The following is a 20,900-nucleotide window of genomic DNA, read 5'->3' as shown; positions in this document are numbered from 1 at the left end:
ACGTGATCCTTCCTTGAGGGGGCGGTACGGGTACCACCTCAGCCGCCCGCCACTCCGACGGCACCCCGCACTCCCGCACCCGGACGCACCCGGGGACCCGCCGTCCCGGTGACGTCCGTGAGGCCGCCCGGGCCGTCGCCTTCCCCGCCGTGCCCGGCGGGCGACGACCGGCGGCGGACCCGTACGCCGCGTTCGTCCCGTTTGCGCTCTACCCTCGATGCATGACCGAAAGCGCGAGCCCGTACATGTCGCACCCGCGGATCATGGTGCTCGGGGTACAGCCCGGGACTCCGCCGTTCCGGATCGTGGAGATCGACGGAGAGGTGGTCGGCGAGGCGAGGACCGTCACCGACGTGCTGCACGCCGCCGCCGCGTTCGGGATCACGGTCCACGACCTGGACGACCCGGACGTGGTCCGCTGGGTGGGCGGCGACAAGTTCACCTGGACCCTGCGCGGAGCCCCGCGGACCCCTCCGGGCCAGAAGCAGCGGCCCTAGGGGGTCAGGCCTTCGGGCGGCGGGCGTGCACGGCCCGGCTCAGGCGGCGGCCCACCAGCAGGTAACCGAGCAACGCCCCGCCGGTGTTCAGGATGACGTCGTCGATGTCGAAGGCGCGTCCGGTCACCAGGGCGCCCTGCGCGCACTCCACCAGCAGCATCACGACGGCCGTCAGCACCAGTACCCGCAGGAATCCCCGGGTGCGCGGTGCGACGACCGGCGCGAGCACCCCGAAGGGCACACCGAGCAGGATGTTGCCGCCGACCTGACGCACGGCGTCACGCAGCGCGGGCTGGTCCAGATAGGCCCTCAGCGAGCGGCCCGGACGCAGATTGGTGTGGGTCAGCGCCTCCGAGGCGGGGGAGGGGTGCAGGGTGAGCCGGGCCAGGACCACGGCGAAGACGACCATGAACACGAAGGCGCACAGCATCGCCAGCAACCGCGGGAACAGCGGAAGCGGGCGCCCCGGGCCGCCCTCCGCGGTGCCGCGCCCGGACGGCCGCGGACGCCGGTGGAACAGGGAGCGCGGATGCGGGACGGCGCGGGCCATTCTGTCCTCCAGTCGTCAACTTCCGTATGTGGTATGCCGGTTACCCCCGGCTGTGCGGGTCACTCGCCGTAGCTGACCCGCACCTGTTCGAACCCCAGGGAGCGCAGCAGTCCTTCGAGCATCTCCGTGGTGTTGGTCTCGGCCCGGGTGGTGAGTCCGCTCTCCTTCGCCGCGTCGCCGATGTGCCGCACGGCGAGCTTCTGGACGGCCTGCTCACTGCCCGGATTGTCCGAGAAGAGGTCGCCGAGCCGGTCGAGCAGCCCGCGCTGCTTGGACACGGCGTAGGAGCGCTCGGGGTCCAGGGCCGGCTTGCCCAGGCGGGCATGGGGCAGCCGCAGGGTGGCGGACGTACGGTCCTCGTCGACCCGTACGTCGCCCTCGTCCAGCCTCCCGAGGTCGACATAGGCGTCGACGGTGCCCGCGCCCACGTACAGCGTGCGGGTGCCGCGGACGGCGTCCGGCAGGAACTTCGCGTCCTTCTCCAGGTCCACCACCACCTGGAAGTTGCCCGAGGCGGCGTCGTAACGGCTGAGGTCCTGGATGGACTCCAGCAGCGCGGGCCCGGAGCGGTCCTCGGTCTCCGTGCCGAACAGGTCCTTCAGGCCCGGCAGCAGGCTCAGCCGGATCCCGGCGGACAGCACCACGAGCAGCAGCACCACCGCGCCGAGCACCTTCGCCCATCCGGGTACGCGCGCGACCGGTCCCTTCGCGGGAGTCGTCGGAGTCGTCATGGTGACGGCCCTCCTTCCTCCTGACCGAATGCCCCTCAACCACCGGGACAGACAAGGAAGTCGAGGGACGGACGACCGCACCGGGAGCACGCGGGGGCGCACGGTGGGCGGCAGGCCGCGGACCCGGCGGTCAGGCCGGCCCCGAGGGGGCCTCGGGCCGTTCCAGGGCCGCGTCCAGGGTCGGCCACGGCGGCAGCAGACGGGACGTCCCGGTGATCCGCAGCATGCGCAGGGTCAGCGGGTGGGCGCACACCAGGCGCAGCCGGCCGGATCCGTCCGCGATCCGCTGCCGGGCCCGGTACAGCAGGCGCAGCCCGGAGAGGTCGAAGAACTCGACGTGGGTCAGGTCGATCACGATCCGGGCGTCCGGTTCGGCGGTCGCCATGTCCAGGTGCGGAACGATCTCCGCGGCCGCGGCGATGTCGATCTCACCGCGGAGCTCCAGCACCGTGTGTCCCCGGTCGTGGCGGACGCGCAGATGCCGGGTCAGCGGCGCAGGTTCGTACCGCACGACGCCATCGCCTCCAGCCTGCTCCGTGCAACGGGGGAGCGAACCGGTCCCAACACCGGTTCACACCCTGCAAGTTACCTTCGGACGAGTGCATTTGAGCATGTTCGTTTGACATATGTCTCCGAATTGCGACCGACTTCTTCCGAACCGGCCGGCCGGTCCCGGCGAGCCTCGTCGGAGCGTGACGTCATCCTCACTTCCGGCAGCGGACGAACGTGATCCACGGGGCCGCCGCCCCGGTAAAGTCCTTGCCGGTGCGGTGAGTTGGCCGTTGCCGCGTAAGCCGGTCGAGGCGTGTGCGCCCGCGCGTGGACATGACTGAATCCGGTGAGCGGGGACAGGTATCACGTACAGGGCGGGGCAGCAGCGCCCCGCGCCCGGACTCCCGCGGAGGAGACATGACCCTGGTGACGGCCGGCGTGGTGGTGCTCGACTGCGCCGAACCCGAGAAACTCGCCCAGTTCTACAAGGAGCTGCTGGCCACCGAGGACGTCGACACCCACGTCGGCCGGGTGGAGATCCGGGCCGCCGGCGGTTTCCGGCTGGCGCTGCGCCGCGACATGAACGCGACCGCCCCGAGCTGGCCCCGCCCGGAGAACTCCCTCCAGGCGCACCTGGAGTTCGTGGTGGACGACCCGGACGCGGTGGAACGCCTGATCGTGGGCCTCGGCGGACGCCAGGTGGAGACGGGCGACACCTCGGGACCCACCGAGGAACGCGTCTACGCCGACCCGGCGGGCCACTCCTTCACCGTCCGCCGGGGCAGGTCGACGGCGCCCAAACAGGGCTGACCCGCCGCCACGGGGGCGGCGGGCCGGCCGTACGTACGGTGTCTCAGTCGCGACCACCCTTGTCCGGGACCGGCCAGGTGCCCGTGGAGCGTTCGATGGCCTTGGCGCCGGCCCGGTCCACGGCACTGCGCACCACCGCGAAGATGGCGCCCTGGATCGCCGCGGCCAGCAGGATCTCGCCCCAGCGGCGGTCCCGGTCCAGCGCGTCCGGCGCGTCGTCCTCGTGCCGGATCACCTTCCAGGTCTTCTGGAACGCCATCCCCGCCACGGTGCCGCTGGTCCAGCCCAGCGCGAAGCCGATCGGCTTGTACGCCAGGGGCAGCTTCTTCTTCGCCTTCTTGCTCTTCTTCGCCACGTGGATCTCCTCGATCGGCTGCATGGTCTCGTCGGTGGACGGATCGTGGGGGAGGACCGGGCGGCTCAGGGACGCCCCGGCGCCGGCACCTCCTCACCGGCCCGCACCGGGCCGGGCGGAGTGCCGTCCCCGAACGGCCGGCCGCCCAGCTCCTCCCGGTGGTGGGGCGTCGTCCAGCCGGCCAGGTCGGGACCGAGGGGCACGATGCCGGACGGGTTGATACCGGTGTGCACCTGGTAGTAGTGCCGCTTGATGTGGTCGAAGTCCACGGTGTCACCGAAGCCGGGCGTCTGGTACAGATCGCGGGCGTACGCCCACAGCACCCGGTTCTCCGCCAGCTTCCACCGGTTGCACTTGAAGTGACCGTGGTACACCGCGTCGAACCGCACCAGCGTGGTGAACAGCCGGATGTCCGCCTCGGTGATGGTGTCGCCGACCAGGTACCGCTGCCCCTCCAGCCGCCGCGCCAGCAGCTCCAGCCGCCGGAACACCGCCGTGCACGCGGCCTCGTACTCCTCCTGGCCGGTGGCGAACCCCGCCCGGTACACGCCGTTGTTGACGTCCTGGAAGACGTCCTGGGCCACCGCGTCGATCTCGTCGCGCCGCGCCCGCGGATACAGGTCGGGCGCTCCCTCGCGGTGCAGGGCCGTCCACTCCGTCGCGAGGTCCAGGGTGATCCGCTGGTAGTCGTTGGTGACAAGTGCGCCGCTCCGCACGTCCACGACCGCCGGCACGCTCACCCCGCCCGGGTAGTCCGTCTCCCGCCGGTCGTACGCCTCGCTCAGGTACCGGATGCCGAGCACCGGGTCGCGGCCGTCCGGATCCAGGGTGAAGCGCCAGCTCCGGTCGTCCTGGACCGGGTCCGCGACGGCCAGGGAGAGCGCGTCCTCCAGCCCGAGCAGCCGCCGGGACACCAGCGCCCGGCTCGCCCACGGGCAGGCACGGCTGACCACGAGCCGGTAGCGCCCGGCCTCCACCGGCCACCCGTCCCGCCCGTCCGCCGTGATCCGGTCCGCGAAGTGGGCCTTCGACCGCTTGAACGCCTTCCTGCCGTACGCGCTGTTGCCGCCGCCCCCGTCGTCGCGGCCGCCCATGATGGTCTCCTTCCCGCCGTCGGTACGTCCCTGTGACCGCGTTCCCCGTTTTCCGCCGACGGCACGGTGTGACGTGGGCCGACCGGGGCAATCGGCCGAGGGTGAGTACTCGATCGGATCGCAGAACCCGGATCACCGTCCTGGTGGCGCTCGCCGCCAATCTCGTGATCGCCGTCGCCAAGGCCGTCGGCGGACTGGCCGCCTCCTCGCCCGCGTTGCTGTCGGAAGCGGCGCACTCGGTCGCCGACAGCCTGAACGAGGTGTTCCTGCTGGCCGCGCTGCGGCGCAGCCGGCGCCCGGCCGACCGCCGTCACCCGTTCGGCTATGGGAAGGAGCGGTTCTTCTGGTCACTGCTCGCCGCCGTCGGGATCTTCGTGATGGGCGGCTGTTTCTCGTTCTACCAGGGCGTCGAGGCGCTCAGGAGCGGAAGCGAGGAGGACCTGAACGGCTATGTCGCCGGACTGGTCGTGCTCGGCGTCGCCCTGCTCGCCGAGGGCGGCTCCCTGCTGCGCGCCCTGTACCAGGTGCGCCGGCAGGGCGGTCTGGGCAGCGGACTGCGTGATCCGGCGCTGCGTACGGTGGTCGCCGAGGACGGCACCGCGGTGGTGGGCGTCACCCTGGCCATCGCGGGCATGGTGCTGCACATGATCACCGGACAGGTGGTGTGGGAGGCGTCCGCCTCGCTCGCCATCGGGGCGCTGCTGGTCTACGTCGCCTTCCGGCTCGGCCGCGACGCCCGCGACCAGCTGATCGGCGAGGCCGCCGACCCGGAGGCGAGCGACCGGATCCGCGAGCTGCTGAGGGAGCAGCCCGAGATCGACAGCGTGGAGGCGCTCTTCACCATGAAGACGGGCCTGGACACCGCCCTGGTGGCGGCCCGCGTCGACCTGGTGCCCGGAATGGACAGCGAGCGGGTGGAGGAGGTCGCCGTACGCATCAAGCGGGCCGTCGCCCGTGCGGTGCCCGAGGCGGAACAGATCTTCCTCGACGTCACCGAGCGCGGGGCCCCGGAGGCGCGGGAGGCATGGGAAAGCCCCGCCGCGACGGGGGAACGCGGCGGGGCCTGAACCACGCGTGCCCGGATCCCGGGGCATCATGCACACCGGAACACGGGAAATTCTCCGGGGCTCAGTCCCGCTGTCCGTCCGGCTCCAGCACGAAGACCGGGATCTCGCGGTCCGTCTTCTTCTGGTAGTCGGCGTACGGAGGGAAGGCCGCGACGGCGCGTTTCCACCACTCGGCCTTCTCCTCCCCGGTGACCTCACGGGCCGTCATGTCCTGCTTGACCGGCCCGTCCTGGAGCTCGACGCGCGGGTCGGCCTTGACGTTGTGGTACCAGACCGGGTGCTTGGGCGCGCCGCCCAGCGAGGCGACCGCCGCGTAGCGCCCCGCGTGCTCGACCCGCATCAACGGGGTCTTGCGCAGTCTGCCGCTCCTCGCGCCCCGGCTGGTCAGCACGATGACGGGCCTGCCCTGCAGGGTCGTCCCCTCCGTGCCGCCGGAACTCTCGTACAACTCCACCTGTTTACGCACCCACTGGGTCGGACTGGGCTCGTACTCGCCGTGCAGGGGCATGGCATCCATCCCGTCGTTCTCGTGTACCGCGACCGAGTCGATCACTCCTGCAACACCACCGCACGCCGAATTCATCCGAACCGGGCGTCAGGCGGGCGCCACCGCCGTCCGCAGCGCGAGCGCCGCCATCACGCCGCTCGCCACCAGCGCGGTCACCAGCCGGCCCCGGTGGCCGGTCAGCGCCCGGCCCAGCAGGGCCCCGCCGCCGGCGAGCAGCACCTGCCAGCTCGCGGACGCGGCGAAGGCCGCCGTCACGAACACGCCCTGCTCCACCGGCCCGGCGGCCGCACCGCTCCGCGAGCCGAGCACCAGCGCCGCGAAGTAGATCACGGTGGTGGGGTTGAGCAGGGTGATCCCGAGCAGCGACAGGAACGCGCGGCCGGCGTCCGGGGGAGCGGCTCCGGGGCGGGCGGTGAGCCGCCGGCCCCGGTACCGGCGTACGGCGCCGGCCGCGCCCCACGCCGCCAGCGCCAGCAGCACCACCACGCAGACCCAGCGCATCGGCCCCAGGACCGGCCGCAGCACCGACGCGAGGGCCGGACCGCCGAGCGTGGCCGCGAGGGCGTACAGCCCGTCGGCCGTCGCGACGCCGAGGGCCGCGCAGATCCCGGTGCGCAGGGTGGTGCGGGCGGTGAGGGAGACCAGGTAGGCCCCGACGGCGCCCACGGGCACGGCGATGCCGTAGCCGGCGAGCAGCCCCGCGAGCAGGGCGGCCGTCATGAGCGCGACGGTGCCGGACCTCCCCGGAGGCAGGACTGCCGCTGTCGGCCCGCCGCGGGAGCGGTGGCGGACGGCGGCATCGGGAGGGCGTTCTCGGGCATGGCAGGATCCTGGGGCCTTCCGCCCGGGCGGGCAATCGGTTTTCCGCCCCGGACACCGACGGGCCGGCACCCGGCTTCGAGTGCGCACCGACACGGACGCTCCCCCTGGCGACACCCTCGTCGGGGCGGCCAGGCCCCACCACATCGAGGACGCCGTGGCCGCCGTCGAACCGGAGCCGACCGACGAGGAGCCGGAGGAACTCCGGCAGCCCCGCACCCCGTACCCGGTCGCCGGTCACCGAGGGGGCTTAGGGAGTGTCAGACACCCCTTAGGGGCCGGTGCCCGGCTGAAGCACCGTGAGGAACACCGAGGAGGCGTTGCCGGAGACCGGGACCGCGCCGGCCTTCCACGGCACCTTCAAGGGGTCCCGTTCGTCCGGTGGGGTGACCAGGAGCGCCGCCGGGGTGGCCGTACGGGCGCCGCTGACGCCGGGGCTCGCGTAGCGCAGCCCCGCCCAGGCACTGGCGCCGGGCCGCAGTGTGACGGTCGCCGGATCGCCGGGGGTGCGCTCCGGGTCCCGGCCCAGCCGCTCCCCGGCCGCGTCCACGAAGGCGGCGCCGGGATAGCCGTACAGGGTGCAGGTGCGGGAGGAGACGTTCGTCAGCACGACGGGGAAGTTGCGCTGGCCCGCACCCGGGTCCACCCGGCCGACGGCGGCGCTCAGCTCGGCGGTGCGGCACCGGGACACCGGGCGGTCCGTGTGCCCGGCGGACACCGGGGACCGGTCGTTCGTGGAACCGGCGGCGTCGCTCGGGACGGCGCTGTGCGGGGAGTCCCCGGCCGGCCGTCCGGCGGACGCGGAGGGCCGCGGCGAAGAGCCCGCGCCTCCGCTCTCGGTGCCGCAGGAGGCCAGCGCGCCCAGCAGGGCCAGCGCGCCCGCCGCCACCGCCGTCGCGTGCCGTGACCTGTTCGCCATGGTTCACCTCGCGTCACATCTCGTCCACCAGGGCCAGTTCCGACCAGATGGTCTTGCCGTCGGCGGTGTGTCTGCTGCCCCAGCGCTGGGTGAGCTGGGCGACCAGCAGCAGGCCCCGGCCGCCCTCGTCCCAGGTCTTGGCCCGCCGCAGGTGCGGCGCCGTGTGGCTGGTGTCGGACACCTCGCAGATCAGCGTCGAGGCGTCGTGGATCAGCCGCAGCCGGATGGGCGGGGCGCCGTACCGGATGGCGTTGGTGACCAGCTCGCTCACCACCAGCTCCGCCGTGAACGACGCCTCGGTCAGTGCCCAGGTGGCCAGCTGGTCGAGGACCTGCTTGCGGATGGGGGCGACCAGCGCCGGATCGGCGGGGATGTCCCAGGTGGCGACCTGCGCGGAGGGCAGGCCGTGGGTACGGGCCAGCAGCAGGGCCACATCGTCCGTGGCGCCGCCCGGCGCGAGCACGGTGTGCAGGACCCGGTCGCAGGTCTCGTCGAGCGGGCCGGCGGCGTTGGACAGCGCCTCGCGGAGCAGGGCGTGGCCGTCCTCGGTGTCCCGCCCGCGGGACTCGACCAGCCCGTCGGTGTAGAACGCCAGCACCGCCTCGTCGGGCAGTTCCAGCTCGACCGACTCGAAGGGCAGCCCACCCAGGCCCAGCGGTGGCCCGGAGGGCAGTTCGAGGTGCCGGGCCGGACCGCCCGGCGGGATCAGGACCGGCGGGGGGTGCCCCGCGCGGGACAGGGTGCAGCGCCGGGACACCGGGTCGTACACCGCGTACAGGCAGGTCGCGCCGACCTCGCCCGACCCGGGGTCGCCGCCCGACTCGTGCGAGAGATGGAGCACCAGGTCGTCGAGGTGGGTGAGCAGTTCGTCGGGCGCGAGGTCGATGTCGGCGAGGGTGCGCACCGCCGTGCGCAGCCGGCCCATGGTCGCGGACGCCTGGATGCCGTGGCCGACGACGTCCCCGACCACCATGGCCACCCGCATCCCGGACAGCGGGATCACGTCGAACCAGTCGCCGCCCACACCGGAGCGCGCGGCCGGCAGATAGCGGGTGGCCGCCTCCACGGCGGCCGTGCGCGGCAGGGCGCGGGGGAGCAGGCTGCGCTGGAGCGCGAGGGTGGTCTCGCGTTCGCGGGAGTAGCGGCGGGCGTTGTCGATGCAGACGGCGGCGCGCGCGGTGACCTCCTCGGCCAGCAGCACGTCGTCGTGGGTGAACGCCTCGGGACGGGCGAAGCGGGTGAAGGCGGCCACCCCGAGGGTCGTGCCGCGCGCCTGGAGCGGGACGGACAGCATGGAGTGGACGCCGAACTCCCGGACCTGCCGGGCGCGTGCCTCGTCCACCGCGAGCCACGGGTCGAGATCGCCGGAGGGCACCGAGGCCACGATGCTGTGGCCGGCGATCAGCGAGTCGGCCTGGGGCGCGGCGGCCGGGTAGACGACCACCTCGCCCGTGCGGGCGACCGACTCGGGGCTGCCCGGCGTGAGGGACTGATGGGCGACCCGGCGCAGCGAGACCGGCGTGCTCAGCGGGCCGGCGGGCTCGCCTCCGGGTTCCTCGGGTTCCAGCAGGTCCACGCTGACGAAGTCGGCGAGCGCGGGCACGCACACCTCGGCCAGCTCCTGCGCCGTCCGGGTGACGTCCAGGGTGGTGCCGATGCGGATGCTGGCCTCGTTGACCAGTTGCAGCCGCTCCCGCGCCCGGTACTGCTCGGTGAGGTCGTGGGCCGTCGCGCACACGCCCCGCACCCGGCCGGACCGGTCGGTGAGCGGTGCGAGCCGGGCCAGCCAGGCGTGCGCGCGGTTCTCGCCGGTGGCCTTCATGTACGTCTGCATGTCGTGCGGGCGGCCGGTGCGCAGCACCTGGCGCAGGTGCCGTTCGAGTTCGGTGTGCTGCGGCCGGCCGCCGATGTCGGTGGGCCTGAGCCCCCGCAGGTGGGGGGCGGGCAGGCCGAGGAGATGGGCCATGGCGTCGTTGATCCCGCGCAGGCGCAGCTCGTCGTCGAAGACCATCGTGGCGCAGGGTGACTGGAACACGGCCGTCCTGACCAGCGGGTCGTCGGGCAGTTCCTGGTCCGTGGCCTCCAGCGGGGTGACGGCGAGCCAGTCGCCGGGGCCGTCGTCCGCCGGCTGTCTGTGGTGGGCGAGCACCCACACCGTGACGGTGGAGCCGTCGCGGTGCCGCAGGGCGAGGGTGCCGCTCCAGCGGGCGGCCGGGAGGCAGGGCGGGCCCGAACCCCCGGCCAGCAGGTCGGCGGCCGGGCGGCCGAGGACCTCCTCGGCCGTGTGTCCCAGCAGCAGGCGCGCACCCTCGCTCCACCGCGTGAGCGTGCCGTCGGCGGCGATGACGGCCCGGGCCGTCACGGCATCGTCGAACGGGTCGTCCGGCCTCATCGTCGCCACTCCATCGCGCACACTCACCGTGAACCGGTGTATCGCCTGAGTTCCAGCCTAGTGGGTCGCGGCCCGGCGCGGACCGCGAACCTCCGCTCCGGGCGACCGTCACCAGTCCTGTCCCAACCGTTGACGGAGTGTCACACCTGCCACAACCATGGTCCGCGTACGGAAATGGGAGCGCTCCCAAACGCCCGCACCTCCCCAACAGGAGCCCAGACGTGAACAGACGCAGAACCGCCCTGCTGTCCCTGACCGGACTGCTGGCGACCGCGCTCACCGCGCTGCCCGCCGCCCCGGCCGGGGCGGACGAGGTCGAGCAGGTCCGCAACGGCACCTTCGACACCGGCACCGACCCCTGGTGGGCCTCCGCGAACGTCACCGCGGGTCCGTCCGACGGCCGCCTGTGCGCCGACGTCCCCGGCGGCACCGCCAACCGCTGGGACGCGGCCGTCGGCCAGAACGACATCACCCTGGTGAAGGGCGAGTCGTACCGCTTCTCCTTCAGCGCGACCGGCTCGCCCGCGGGCCACGTCGTGCGGGCGATCGTCGGCCTGCAGGTGGAGCCGTACGACACCTACTACGAGGTGTCACCGCAGCTCAGCGTCTCCGGGGACACCTACTCGTACACCTTCACCTCGCCGGTCGACACCGCCCAGGGCCAGGTCGGCTTCCAGCTCGGCGGCAGCGCGGACCCCTGGCGGTTCTGCGTGGACGACGTGTCCCTCCTCGGCGGGGTCGCCCCCGAGCCGTACGAGCCCGACACCGGGCCCCGGGTCCGCGTCAACCAGGTCGCCTACCTGCCCTCCGGACCGAAGAACGCCACCCTGGTCACCGACGCGACCGAGCGGCTGCCCTGGCGGCTGAAGGACGACGACGGCCGGGTGGTCCGCAAGGGCTGGACCGTACCGCGGGGTGTGGACGGCTCCTCCGGGCAGAACGTCCACTCCATCGACTTCGGCGGACACCGCAAGCGGGGGACCGGCTACACCCTGACCGTGGACGGCGAGACCAGCCGGCCCTTCGACATCGACGCGAGCGCCTACGAACGGCTGCGGCTGGACTCGGCGAAGTACTACTACACCCAGCGCAGCGGCACGGCGATCCGCGACGACCTGCGCCCCGGCTACGGCCGCCCGGCCGGACACGTGGGCACGGCCCCCAACCAGGGCGACGGCGACGTGCCCTGCCAGCCCGGCGTCTGCGACTACACCCTCGACGTCACCGGCGGCTGGTACGACGCCGGCGACCACGGCAAGTACGTCGTCAACGGCGGCATCAGCACCTGGGAGGTGCTCAGCACCTACGAGCGCGCCCGGCACGCCCGCACCGGTGAGGCGGACAAGCTCGGCGACGGCACGCTGGACATCCCGGAGAGCGGCAACAAGGTCCCGGACATCCTCGACGAGGCCCGCTGGGAGCTGGAGTTCCTGCTGAAGATGCAGGTCCCCGAGGGTGAGCCGCTGGCCGGCATGGCCCACCACAAGATCCACGACGAGCAGTGGACCGGACTGCCGCTGCTGCCCGGCGACGACCCGCAGAAGCGGGAACTGCACCCGCCGACCACCGCCGCCACCCTCAACCTCGCGGCCACGGCCGCCCAGGCGGCACGGCTCTACCGCCCCTACGACAAGGAGTTCGCGGACGGGACCCTGGCCGCCGCGCGCAAGGCCTGGGCGGCGGCCCTCGCCCACCCGGACGTCCTCGCCGACCCGAACGACGGCATCGGCGGCGGCGCCTACAACGACGACACCGTGACCGACGAGTTCTACTGGGCGGCCGCCGAGCTGTACCTCACCACGGGTGAACGTCAGTTCAAGGAGTACGTCCTGAACTCCCCGGTGCACACCGCGGACATCTTCGGCCCCCTCGGCTTCGACTGGGCGCGCACCGCCGCGGCCGGCCGTCTCGACCTCGCCACCGTGCCCAGCCGGCTCCCCGGCCGGGACAAGGTCCGCCGGTCCGTGATCAAGGGCGCCGACGGCTACCTGGCCACCCTGAAGGCCCACCCGTACGGCATGCCGTACGCGCCGGCCGGCAACGTCTACGACTGGGGCTCCAGCCACCAGGTCCTCAACAACGCGGTTGTCCTCGCCACCGCCTACGACCTCACCGGCGCCTCGAAGTACCGGGACGGCGCGCTGCAGAGCATGGACTACATCCTGGGCCGCAACGCCCTGAACATGTCGTACGTCACCGGCTACGGCGAGGTCAACGCACACCACCAGCACAGCCGCTGGTACGCGAACCAGCTCGACCCGAACCTGCCGAACCCGCCCGCCGGCACGCTCTCCGGCGGACCCAACTCCAGCATCCAGGACCCCTTCGCCCAGTCGAAACTTCAGGGCTGCGTCGGTCAGTTCTGCTTCATCGACGACATCCAGTCCTGGTCCACCAACGAACACACCATCAACTGGAACGCGGCCCTGACCCGCATGGCCTCCTTCGTGGCCGACCAGGGCTGACACCCCTCCCCGCGCCGGGCCGGCGGCCACTCGGCCGCCGGCCCTCGTCGGTACTCCCTCGCATATCGTCTGACCTGCGCTTATTTACGATCCAGTACCCGAGCGGTACCGTGAAGGCATGCCAGCTCTCAACGTGGAGTTCAGCGACCGCGAGCTCGAGGACCTGCGGCAGATCGCCAAGGAACGCGGTACGTCCATGAAGGCGCTCGTACGGGAGGCGGCCGCGGCGGACATAGCCCGCCACCGCGCCCTGCAGGAGGGCGCCGAGGCCTTCCGCCGGTTCTTCGCCTCCCACGCCGACGAGTTCGCCGCCGCCTTCCCGGACGACGAACCCTCCGCCAGGGGCGCGGGGCGGGCCGCCTGACCGATGGCACCCGTGCTCCACATCGACGTGCCCTGGCTGCTCCAGCGGCACGAGGAGGTCCTCCCGGACCAGCCCGTCGTCAACGACTTCTCCGCCCTCGTCGCGGCCGTCGCCCGCCACCGCGTGGACCCGCCCCGGCTGGGCGTCGACTCCGACCCGGCCTGGCGGGCGGCGGCCCTGCTGCACACCCTCGCCGTGCTCCGGCCGCTGCCCTCGGCCAACGCCCGCTTCGCCTGTGCCACGGCGGTCGCCTACATGTTCGTCAGCGGGGTCGGTATCGACCCGCCCTACGGCGCCCTGGTCGATCTGGCGCGCGACCTGATCTCCGGCGAGGCGGACGTCTACGCCGCGGCCGACCGGCTGCGCTCCTGGCAGATCTGAACCGCGCCGGACGGGCCGTACCCGGGACGCCGGGGCCCTCCCGGGTACGGCCTGGTGCCGGGCCGGATGTGAACGGCGTGAAAACCCGGGCCGAAAACCGGGGCGAGGGCCGCGGACCGGTCTCCCTTTCTGACTTTCTGTCAACGCGCGGATGTTGCCCGGGCGCCTTGTTGGCCGAGCGCGGGTTGTGCGAGAGTGAGCCACCCGTGCGGGGGGTAAAGGCCGGGGTCGCACGCGAGTCGATGAACCGGATCCGATTCACCGTCGGTGAATTCGCGCCCCCCGCGCCCCGCCAAAGAGGTATGCACCCATCGGTCGTCCTTTTCGGCGTCGGAAACCCTCGAATGGCACCATGCGCTGTGGGAAGGAACCATCTCAGTGCACACCCCCCACCCCCCTCGGCCCCCGTATCCCCCGCCCGGCGGGGATCCGGGGGAATCCGACGAGTTCCTCGCCGCCCGGCTGCGGAACCGTCCGGAGGGCGAGGCCGCCCACTCCGTCGCACTCCTGACGGCGCGGCACTGGCAGTCGATGCACGACTACGCGGCCGTCTGCCTCGCGTCGTCGGGGCAGACGGCCGCCATGGTCACCGCGGCCGCCCTGCACCGGGTACTGGACCGGGTCGCCGCCGGTGAATCGGCCGTCGCGCTCCGGCCCGCGCTGCTGGTGGCGGTGCGGGACACGGTCCGCGAGTGGGCCGCGGACGACCGGATAACCGGGGTCGTGCCGGAGCTGCAGAAACCGGCCGGCGGGCGCGGTATGCGCGCGGCGAACACCATGATTCCGGAAAATCGCTCACTCGCTCAACGGGCATTCCGGTCGCTGCCCGCACGCGCGCGCTGTTTGCTCTGGCATGTCGAGGTCGAGGCCGAGCCGATTTCCGTACCGGCCGGTCTGCTCGGTATGGACCTCGCCGTCGCGTCGGGCGCACTCGAACAGGCACGTGAAAAATTCCGTCAAGGTTGTGTCCACGCCCATCAGGAACTGGCACCGACGAAGGACTGCCGCTTCTACAACCGCCTCCTCGACGTCCCGATCCGCCGGGGCGGGGCCCTGCTGCCGGACGTCCGGCAGCATCTGGCGGAGTGCCGCCACTGCCGGAACGCGGCCGAGCAACTGAGCCACTTCGAGAGCGGCCTGGGCCCGCTGATCGCCGAGGCGGTGCTCGGGTGGGGGGCCCGGCGCTACCTCGACTCGCGTCCGGGACGCACGACGGCCGGCCCGCGCGGCGGACGCGCCGCCCGCCGCCGGCGCCGGAGCGGGGACGGACCGTCCGGTGGCGGCCGGCACCGCGTGCTGTCCCGCATCCCCGTCCCCGCCCGGCTGACGGGCATCGCGTTCCCGGACCCGGTGCGCACCACCAGGACCCTGCTCACCGGCCTCGGCGCGGTCTCGGCCGGAGTGCTGGTGAGCGTGCTCATCGCCGGATCCTCCACCCCGGACGGCGATGCCGCCGACCCGACGGGCTCCACCGGAGCGGCGGGCGGCCGCGCGGCCCTGCCGTCCGCGTCCCCGCCCGGCGCCGCCGGGCTTCCCACCGCACCGGGACGGACGCGGCTGCGCAACGTCGCCTCCGGCCTGTGCCTCGACACCCGGGACGAACCACAGGACGGCTCGGGGACCCGCCTGGCGGACTGTTCCTCGGCATGGACCCAGCAGTGGACGTACGAGGACGACGGGCTGCTGCGCAGCGTGGCCGACCCCGGTCTGTGCCTGGACTCGCACAAGGACGCCGGTGTCGTCGTCCTCGGCACCTGCGCCGACCCCGGCGACCAGCGGGGCGCCGACGTGCGGTACGACCTCACCGTGCAGGGCGAGCTGGTGCCCCGCTGGGACGTCCAGCTGGCCCTCGCCCCGGCGACCCCTGACGCGAACGCCGACATCGTCGTCAAGGTACGCGACCGGACCGTGGACCAGCGCTGGGCGGCCGAACCGGTACGGACGGCCGGGGACTCCCTGTCCATCAGCGGCACCGGCGGCCCGGCGGCCCGGCAGGTGGAGCTGGCCGAGCCGGTGACGTGATTCCCGGCCGGGGCGGGGCGGGGATCCGGTCCCGGAGGCCGTCCCGCCCCGGCTCGGGACGTGCCGCGACGGTGCGGACCGGGCAGGGCTTCGCCTGGCAACGCCGTTCACCCGGTGCCGGGCCCGGCCTCCCCGGGTTCGCCGTCCGGCCCCCGCTCCCGCACCCGCTGGACGTGTTCCAGCGAGTCGCGCAGCTCGGTGAGCCAGTCGTCGGTGTGCCGCTGGACCAGCCGTACGCACCAGGCCAGCGCCTCGCTGCGGCTGCGGGCGACCCCGCCCGCGATGAGGGTGTCGAGGACCTGCCGCTCCGGCTGGCGCAGCCGGGTCATGACGGGCGCGGCCACGTGTGTGAACAGGACGCGGCGCCCGTCGCACTCCACGCCCCAGGAGACCTTCCGGCCGAAGCGGTGCTCGGCGTCCCGGGCGACCGCGATCCGGTCCTCCCGGGTGCGCTCCCGGAACTCCTGGACACGGCCCTCGACCGCCGCCTCCCGCTCGGCCGGAGAAGCGCCCTCCGCCGGCCGGGGAGCGGGAACGCGGCCGATGACGGTGATCTCCTCGCGGTCGACCGTGATCTCGGTCAGCTCCTCGAAGAGACCGTCGGGGATCCGGCCGGTGAACCAGCCCCGCAGTTGCTCTCGCTGCTCTGCCGTAATCATGTAATGACGATTACTCGCCCTGCCCATGAACACAAGGCGTCACGGAACGGTCCGCCGAGAGCGGAATCGGAATGTTTCAGGCCGATTAACGAGCAGCCGCATTCCGGCCATCTGGCCACTTCGCATGCCCGGAGTCCGTGCGGTTACAGGGCGGCGCCCCGCGTCTTCCGTGACTTCACGCCACTGATTCAATACGCAAGGTTACCGAAATCCGCATGTCCGATGTGAAGTTCCGGCGCGGACTCGGCAGACTCCGGCACGCCGGTTCGGCACCGACCGAGCACGGGCCGGCGACTCGTCGACACGAGCGGAAGGAAGCACACAATGCGGAACACCGCGCGCTGGGCCACCACCCTCGGCCTCACGGCCGCAGCCGTCTGCGCACCCCTGTCCGGGGCGGCGCTGGCCGCCCCGGGAACCGACCCGTCCGCGCTCTACGCCCCCTCGGCCCTGGTGCTCACCCTGGGCCACGGCGACAGCGCGGCGACCGTCACACCGGAACGCGCGGTCACCCTGACCTGTGCCCCGGGTCCCTCGGGCACCCACCCGGCCGCGGGGGACGCCTGTGCGGAGATGGACCGCGTCAGCGGTGACCTCGACGCCCTGACGATGAGAGAGGGCGTCTTCTGCACCAAGCAGTACGACCCGGTGCTCGTCACCGTCGACGGGGTGTGGCGCGGACAGCGCGTCTCCTACGAGCGGGTCTTCTCCAACGCGTGCGTGATGAACGCTCACGGTTCGAGCGTCTTCGCGTTCTGAGACCGGGATCGCACGGTTTCCCGTGACCGCGCGGCGGCCGGCGTACTGGGGAGTACCGGCCCTCTCGCGGAACGTGCGATCCCGCGCAAGGAGGCCGGCGGGCGGAGTGGGGCCGCCCGCCGGCCTCCGGGCTTCTCACGGACCCCCGGCCCCGGGGCTCATGCCCGGTCCCGGTGACTGGTGTCGCACCACGGATACCGCCGGCTGCGGCGGCAGGTGCACAGGGCCACCCGGAAGCGGTCGGAGGTGACGACCGTGCCGTCCTCCAGCTCGACCTCCACCGGCCCCTCCACCAGCAGCGGCCCCTTGCGCTGGACGGTGACGCGACGCGGGGTGTCAGACGGGGAGTTCGGCACGGATCACCACCAGCTCTTCCCTGTCCTCGGTCCCGGACAACAGCCCCCGCTCCCGCAGCCAGCGCTCCCTGCCCCGTACCACCGGGCCGAAGGCGATGCGCCGGCGCCGGATCACCGCGGCCTTCGTCCCGGCCGCCCGCAGCCGCCCGACCGTCAGCCCCGGGTCGCTGAGCGCCGACTGCACCAGCAGCAGGACACCGCCCGGCCGCAGCAGCACGGGCGCCTCCCCGCAGATCCGGTCCAGGACGAGCCGTCCGTCACCGCCCGCGTCCCAGGCCCGGGCCGCGCCCCGCGGCGGCGAGCCGTCGCCGGGCGCCGGAACGTACGGCGGGTTGGCGAGGATCAGATCGAACGACTCGCCCCGCACCGGCTCGAACAGGTTGCCGCGCCGGACCCGGACCGGCACACCGGCCCGCAGCGCGTTCAGCCGGGCCGCGCACACCGCCCGGCGGGAGACGTCGACCGCGGTCACCCGGCAGCCGCGCCGGGCGGCCGCCACCGCCAGCGCGCCGGATCCCGTCCCCACGTCGAGGACGTCCGCGCCCGGAGGGACGGGTTCGTCGTACAGGGCACCGGCCAGCAGCTCGGTGTCCTCCTGAGGGGCGTACACGCCCGGTGGTGCCAGTGGACTCACGGACCGCCGGGTACCCCCGCCGTCAAGAAGCATGGGTGAACTCCCGGGACAGCGGAGTACGCAGTGACGAGCGGCCCGCGCTCCAGTCCGCGAGCAGCCTCTCGCCGAGGCGGTCCTCGGCGAACACGGTGGCGTCGACACCGAAGGCGATGTCCGCCGCGAGGTGCGGCTCCACCTCCAGCAGCCCGGCGACGACCTCGTGGCGCACCACCTGCTCGTGCACCGCGTCGGCCTCCACGTGCTCGTCGTAGAAGTGCTCGGCGGCGGGCCCCGCGCCCGTGCGGCGCATCGCCTCGGCGAGCCGTCGCGAGCCGGGCGACGAGGTGATCTCGACCGTCGCGAAGTGGCCCACCAGCGCGCCCCTGAGGGAGCGGCGCAACCCGAAGAGGGACATCAGGTTCACCGTCACGAGCAGCTCGGCGCAGGCCGCGTCCAGGTAGCGGCCGTACGTCGTGTCCAGTCCCAGGTCGGTCATCAGGTCGGCGAAGAGGCGGGCGTGCACCCGGTCGGCGCGGCCGCCGCCGTACTCGTCGAACTCGACCGCCGCCATCGCCGCCTTGGCCCGCCCCCACAGCCGGGGCAGCACCCACGCGTGCGGGTCGGCCTCCTTCAGGTGGTACAGGGACCGCTGGGCGGCGTACTCGCGGAGGTGCCACAACTCGCCCTTGTCGCGCAGGAAGTGGCTGACGCCCGTGCCGTCCACCGGTTCCACCAGGAGGCCGGCGAGCGCCTCGTCGACGCCGTCGTGCCGCCGGGCGTCCGCGCGGAGCGCGGTGAGGAAGCGGTCCTCCAGGGCGGCGCGGACACGCAGCAGTTCCGAATCCCATTCGAGGTCCGCCGCCACGCCCGCGAACCCGCGGTAGTGCAGCTCGTAGCACAGGTACAGGGCGAGCTGGAGGTCGTCGCCGTACACGGGGGCGGCGGCGATCTCCTCGTCGGGCGGCAGCGGGCCGGTGCCTCTCAGACGGTCCTCGACGGCGCTGCTCAGGGGGCCGCGCGGTGCGGGCAGCCGGGGTTCTTCACAGGGGTGTTCCATGAGCCCCGGGTACCCGGACGGCCCATGGACATCCGCGTTCGCGTGGCAGCCGGCCGCCCGCGGGGTACCCCATGTCCCCATGAAGGCACTAGTGATCAACTGCACCCTCAAGAAGTCACCGGAGACCTCCCACACCGAGGCGCTGGCCGGGACCGTCGTCGAGCAGCTGCGGAAGGACGGCGTCGAGGTCGACGTCGTCCGCGCGGTGGACCTGGACATCGCTCCGGGCGTGGTCAGCGAGGCCGTGCACGAGGGCGACGCCTGGCCGGGCGTCCACGAGAAGATCCTCGCGTCCGAGATCCTCGTCATCGCCTCGCCGACCTGGCTCGGGCAGCCGTCGTCGGTCGCCAAAAGGGTCCTGGAGCGGATGGACGCCATGCTGTCCGAGACGGACGACGACGGCCGGCCGGTCGCCTACAACCGGGTCGCGGGCGTCGTCGTCACCGGCAACGAGGACGGCGCGCACCATGTGATCAGCGAGATCACCGGCGGCCTGCAGGACATCGGCTACACCATCCCCGGCCAGGCGTGGACCTACTGGAACCAGGGCCCCGGCCCCGGACCGAGCTTCCTGGAGGGCGGAAGCGGCCACGACTGGTCCCGCAGGACGGGCCGCGCCATGGCCGCCAACCTGCTGGGCGTCGCCCGGGCCCTGGCGGCGCGGCCCCTCGGCCCGCCGCCGCAGTAGAAGAACGGCGTCAGTCGCCCCGGGACTCCTCCTGCGCCCCGGTGTTCGGGGTGATGGCCTCCCCGGCCTCACCCCGGTGACGGCGCCGTCCGGGGGAGTCCTCGCCGCGCAGCTCGGCTTCCTCGGCCTCGCGCAGCACCTCCTCGACGGCCGTCTCGGGCTTCTTGCGGTCGTCCCGCTCGGACACGGGGTGTCTCCTCTCGTCGTACGTCCGGGTCAGCCGCGCGCGGTGGCGACGCGCAGCGGCACGGGGCCGGCGGCCGCCGTCTCCTTCTCGTTGAGGCGGACGATCTCCGCCCACCAGGACGGGCCGTCCTCGATGTGGCGCAGCAGCACCCCCTCGCGCAGCGCCCAGGGACAGATCGTCACCGTCCCCAGGCCGGTCAGCTTCATCGCCGTGTGCCCCACGACCGCGCCCGCCAGGCTCTGCGCCGCGCGCGGGGCGGAGATCCCGGGCAGCCGGGCGCGTTCGGCGGCGGGCAGGGCGGCCAGCCGGTCGATCGCCGCCCGCAGGTCGGCGCAGGACAGCTCCCGCTCCACGAACGGGCCGTGCCGCCCCGGCGCGGCCCCGCACAGCCGCCCCAGCTGCTGGAAGGTGCGGGAGGTGGCCACCGCCGTACGGGGCCCCTCCCAGCGGATCCGGGCCGCCACGTCCCGCAGCTGGTGGCGCACCCGCCGGCGCAGCGCCCGCACCTGCTCCGGGGACGGAGGGTCCGCCTCCGCGAAGTACTCATGGGTGAGCCGGCCCGCCCCCAGCGGCAGCGAGGCGACGAAGTCGGGCAGCCGGCCGCGCCCGAAGGCGACCTCCAGCGAACCCCCGCCGATGTCCAGCAGCGCCAGCGGCCCGCAGCGCCAGCCCATCCAGCGCCGGGCCCCGAGGAACGTGAGCTCGGCCTCCACCTCGCCGGGCAGCGTGCACAGGTCGACACCGGTGCGGGCCCGGACCGTGCTCAGCACCTCCTGCCGGTTCGGGGCGCCGCGCACCACGGCGGTCGCGAACGCCAGGGGACCCGACGCGCCCCACCGCGCGGCGGTCCTGTTTGCCGCGGCGACGGCGTCCACCAGGCGCTCCACGGCCTGCTCCGGCACCGGCTCCCCGGGCGTGACCTGCTCGGACAGCCTGAGCGGCCACTTCGCCGTGTGCACCGGCAGCGGCGCACCACCCGCCGTGTCCGCCACGACGAGTCTGACGGTCTTCGATCCGACATCCATCACGCTGGTCCGCATGGCCCGTGGGTACCCACTTACCGCGCGGAGCAACGGGCGGACCCCCGTATATGGCCAAGAGACGTCCCAGGCGTG

At 73.3% G+C, this 20,900-nt stretch carries 24 protein-coding genes; 9 read left to right on the top strand and 15 right to left on the bottom strand.

What is annotated here, in order from left to right; translation table 11 throughout:
• Positions 1–221 precede the first annotated feature (221 nt).
• Positions 222–497 (top strand): hypothetical protein, encoded by a 276-nt coding sequence (locus IH50_RS0120060; RefSeq protein WP_037872572.1) that lies wholly within the window; start codon positions 222–224, stop codon positions 495–497.
• 4 nt (positions 498–501) lie between these two features.
• Here the strand turns inward: IH50_RS0120060 and IH50_RS0120055 are convergent, their stop codons facing one another.
• From IH50_RS0120055 to IH50_RS0120045, 3 genes are all read right to left on the bottom strand, one after another.
• A complete protein-coding gene (locus tag IH50_RS0120055; RefSeq protein WP_037872570.1) occupies positions 502–1,047 on the bottom strand; it encodes a VanZ family protein in 546 nt (181 codons plus the stop codon).
• Positions 1,048–1,106: 59 nt separating this feature from the next.
• The gene (locus tag IH50_RS0120050; RefSeq protein ID WP_030863837.1) at positions 1,107–1,778 is read right to left on the bottom strand and encodes a DUF4230 domain-containing protein; all 672 of its coding nucleotides are present in this window, start codon (positions 1,776–1,778) and stop codon (positions 1,107–1,109) included.
• Positions 1,779–1,908: 130 nt separating this feature from the next.
• Complete coding sequence (locus IH50_RS0120045) at positions 1,909–2,289, bottom strand: anti-sigma factor antagonist (protein WP_030863833.1); 381 nt, start codon at positions 2,287–2,289, stop codon at positions 1,909–1,911.
• 398 nt (positions 2,290–2,687) lie between these two features.
• Between IH50_RS0120045 and IH50_RS0120040 the strand changes: the two genes are divergently transcribed.
• Positions 2,688–3,080 carry a VOC family protein gene (locus IH50_RS0120040; RefSeq protein ID WP_030863830.1) on the top strand — a complete coding sequence of 131 codons (393 nt, stop codon included), beginning with the start codon at positions 2,688–2,690 and terminating at the stop codon, positions 3,078–3,080.
• 43 nt (positions 3,081–3,123) lie between these two features.
• On the opposite strand, the gene IH50_RS0120035 is transcribed toward IH50_RS0120040, so the two are convergent.
• Positions 3,124–3,459 (bottom strand): DUF4235 domain-containing protein, encoded by a 336-nt coding sequence (locus tag IH50_RS0120035; protein WP_234328206.1) that lies wholly within the window; start codon positions 3,457–3,459, stop codon positions 3,124–3,126.
• 41 nt (positions 3,460–3,500) lie between these two features.
• The gene (locus tag IH50_RS0120030; RefSeq protein WP_030863825.1) at positions 3,501–4,529 is read right to left on the bottom strand and encodes a glutathione S-transferase family protein; all 1,029 of its coding nucleotides are present in this window, start codon (positions 4,527–4,529) and stop codon (positions 3,501–3,503) included.
• A gap of 101 nt (positions 4,530–4,630) precedes the next feature.
• Between IH50_RS0120030 and IH50_RS0120025 the strand changes: the two genes are divergently transcribed.
• Positions 4,631–5,596, top strand: a complete 966-nt coding sequence (locus IH50_RS0120025; protein WP_078914040.1) for a cation diffusion facilitator family transporter — start codon at positions 4,631–4,633, stop codon at positions 5,594–5,596.
• 61 nt (positions 5,597–5,657) lie between these two features.
• Here the strand turns inward: IH50_RS0120025 and IH50_RS0120020 are convergent, their stop codons facing one another.
• The 4 genes from IH50_RS0120020 to IH50_RS0120005 all read right to left on the bottom strand — a co-directional run bounded on the left by IH50_RS0120020 (position 5,658) and on the right by IH50_RS0120005 (position 10,234).
• On the bottom strand, positions 5,658–6,104 hold the full coding sequence (locus IH50_RS0120020) for a nitroreductase family deazaflavin-dependent oxidoreductase (RefSeq protein WP_030863819.1): 447 nt from the start codon (positions 6,102–6,104) through the stop codon (positions 5,658–5,660).
• 87 nt (positions 6,105–6,191) lie between these two features.
• Positions 6,192–6,824, bottom strand: coding sequence for a LysE family transporter (locus tag IH50_RS0120015; protein WP_030863813.1), 633 nt, complete (start codon positions 6,822–6,824; stop codon positions 6,192–6,194).
• Between the two features lie 370 nt (positions 6,825–7,194).
• Complete coding sequence (locus tag IH50_RS0120010; RefSeq protein WP_030863811.1) at positions 7,195–7,842, bottom strand: DUF4232 domain-containing protein; 648 nt, start codon at positions 7,840–7,842, stop codon at positions 7,195–7,197.
• Between the two features lie 13 nt (positions 7,843–7,855).
• Entirely contained in the window at positions 7,856–10,234 is a 2,379-nt protein-coding gene (locus IH50_RS0120005; protein ID WP_030863809.1) for a SpoIIE family protein phosphatase, read from the bottom strand.
• A 221-nt stretch (positions 10,235–10,455) separates the two neighbouring features.
• Between IH50_RS0120005 and IH50_RS0120000 the strand changes: the two genes are divergently transcribed.
• The 4 genes from IH50_RS0120000 (at position 10,456) to IH50_RS0119985 (ending at position 15,466) form a co-directional block, all read left to right on the top strand.
• Positions 10,456–12,699, top strand: a complete 2,244-nt coding sequence (locus IH50_RS0120000; RefSeq protein WP_030863807.1) for a glycoside hydrolase family 9 protein — start codon at positions 10,456–10,458, stop codon at positions 12,697–12,699.
• A gap of 118 nt (positions 12,700–12,817) precedes the next feature.
• The gene (locus IH50_RS0119995) at positions 12,818–13,063 is read left to right on the top strand and encodes a hypothetical protein (RefSeq protein WP_030863804.1); all 246 of its coding nucleotides are present in this window, start codon (positions 12,818–12,820) and stop codon (positions 13,061–13,063) included.
• 3 nt (positions 13,064–13,066) lie between these two features.
• The gene (locus tag IH50_RS0119990; RefSeq protein ID WP_030863801.1) at positions 13,067–13,444 is read left to right on the top strand and encodes a hypothetical protein; all 378 of its coding nucleotides are present in this window, start codon (positions 13,067–13,069) and stop codon (positions 13,442–13,444) included.
• 378 nt (positions 13,445–13,822) lie between these two features.
• The gene (locus IH50_RS0119985; protein ID WP_030863798.1) at positions 13,823–15,466 is read left to right on the top strand and encodes an RICIN domain-containing protein; all 1,644 of its coding nucleotides are present in this window, start codon (positions 13,823–13,825) and stop codon (positions 15,464–15,466) included.
• Between the two features lie 107 nt (positions 15,467–15,573).
• Here IH50_RS0119985 and IH50_RS0119980 read toward each other — a convergent pair whose 3' ends face one another.
• Positions 15,574–16,125 carry a hypothetical protein gene (locus tag IH50_RS0119980; RefSeq protein WP_037872567.1) on the bottom strand — a complete coding sequence of 184 codons (552 nt, stop codon included), beginning with the start codon at positions 16,123–16,125 and terminating at the stop codon, positions 15,574–15,576.
• 324 nt (positions 16,126–16,449) lie between these two features.
• Here IH50_RS0119980 and IH50_RS0119975 point away from each other — a divergent pair, with 324 nt between their 5' ends.
• Positions 16,450–16,884: a subtilase-type protease inhibitor gene (locus IH50_RS0119975; protein ID WP_030863792.1), complete on the top strand. Its 435-nt coding sequence runs from the start codon at positions 16,450–16,452 to the stop codon at positions 16,882–16,884.
• Between the two features lie 158 nt (positions 16,885–17,042).
• On the opposite strand, the gene IH50_RS0119970 is transcribed toward IH50_RS0119975, so the two are convergent.
• From IH50_RS0119970 to IH50_RS0119960, 3 genes are read right to left on the bottom strand one after another with little or no spacing between them, the layout of a single operon-like run.
• Complete coding sequence (locus tag IH50_RS0119970) at positions 17,043–17,240, bottom strand: CDGSH iron-sulfur domain-containing protein (RefSeq protein WP_030863789.1); 198 nt, start codon at positions 17,238–17,240, stop codon at positions 17,043–17,045.
• Positions 17,221–17,907, bottom strand: coding sequence for a HemK2/MTQ2 family protein methyltransferase (locus IH50_RS0119965; protein WP_037872565.1), 687 nt, complete (start codon positions 17,905–17,907; stop codon positions 17,221–17,223). Before IH50_RS0119965 ends, IH50_RS0119970 begins: the two co-directional genes overlap by 20 nt.
• Complete coding sequence (locus IH50_RS0119960; RefSeq protein WP_030863783.1) at positions 17,897–18,910, bottom strand: iron-containing redox enzyme family protein; 1,014 nt, start codon at positions 18,908–18,910, stop codon at positions 17,897–17,899. The genes IH50_RS0119965 and IH50_RS0119960 overlap by 11 nt, the downstream gene beginning before the upstream one ends.
• Before the next feature lie 79 nt (positions 18,911–18,989).
• Between IH50_RS0119960 and IH50_RS0119955 the strand changes: the two genes are divergently transcribed.
• Positions 18,990–19,598 carry a flavodoxin family protein gene (locus IH50_RS0119955; protein WP_030863780.1) on the top strand — a complete coding sequence of 203 codons (609 nt, stop codon included), beginning with the start codon at positions 18,990–18,992 and terminating at the stop codon, positions 19,596–19,598.
• A gap of 10 nt (positions 19,599–19,608) precedes the next feature.
• Here IH50_RS0119955 and IH50_RS42070 read toward each other — a convergent pair whose 3' ends face one another.
• Together IH50_RS42070 and IH50_RS0119945 are read right to left on the bottom strand one after the other, a co-directional pair.
• A complete protein-coding gene (locus tag IH50_RS42070; protein WP_199822109.1) occupies positions 19,609–19,785 on the bottom strand; it encodes a hypothetical protein in 177 nt (58 codons plus the stop codon).
• A gap of 29 nt (positions 19,786–19,814) precedes the next feature.
• Positions 19,815–20,825 carry a hypothetical protein gene (locus tag IH50_RS0119945; protein WP_030863779.1) on the bottom strand — a complete coding sequence of 337 codons (1,011 nt, stop codon included), beginning with the start codon at positions 20,823–20,825 and terminating at the stop codon, positions 19,815–19,817.
• Between the last annotated feature and the right edge of the window lie 75 nt (positions 20,826–20,900).

This window comes from Streptomyces sp. NRRL S-37 (assembly GCF_000721605.1).
Taxonomy (GTDB): domain Bacteria; phylum Actinomycetota; class Actinomycetes; order Streptomycetales; family Streptomycetaceae; genus Streptomyces.
The sequence above is the reverse complement of the archived record's forward strand: the minus strand, read 5'-3'. Positions and strand labels throughout refer to the sequence as shown.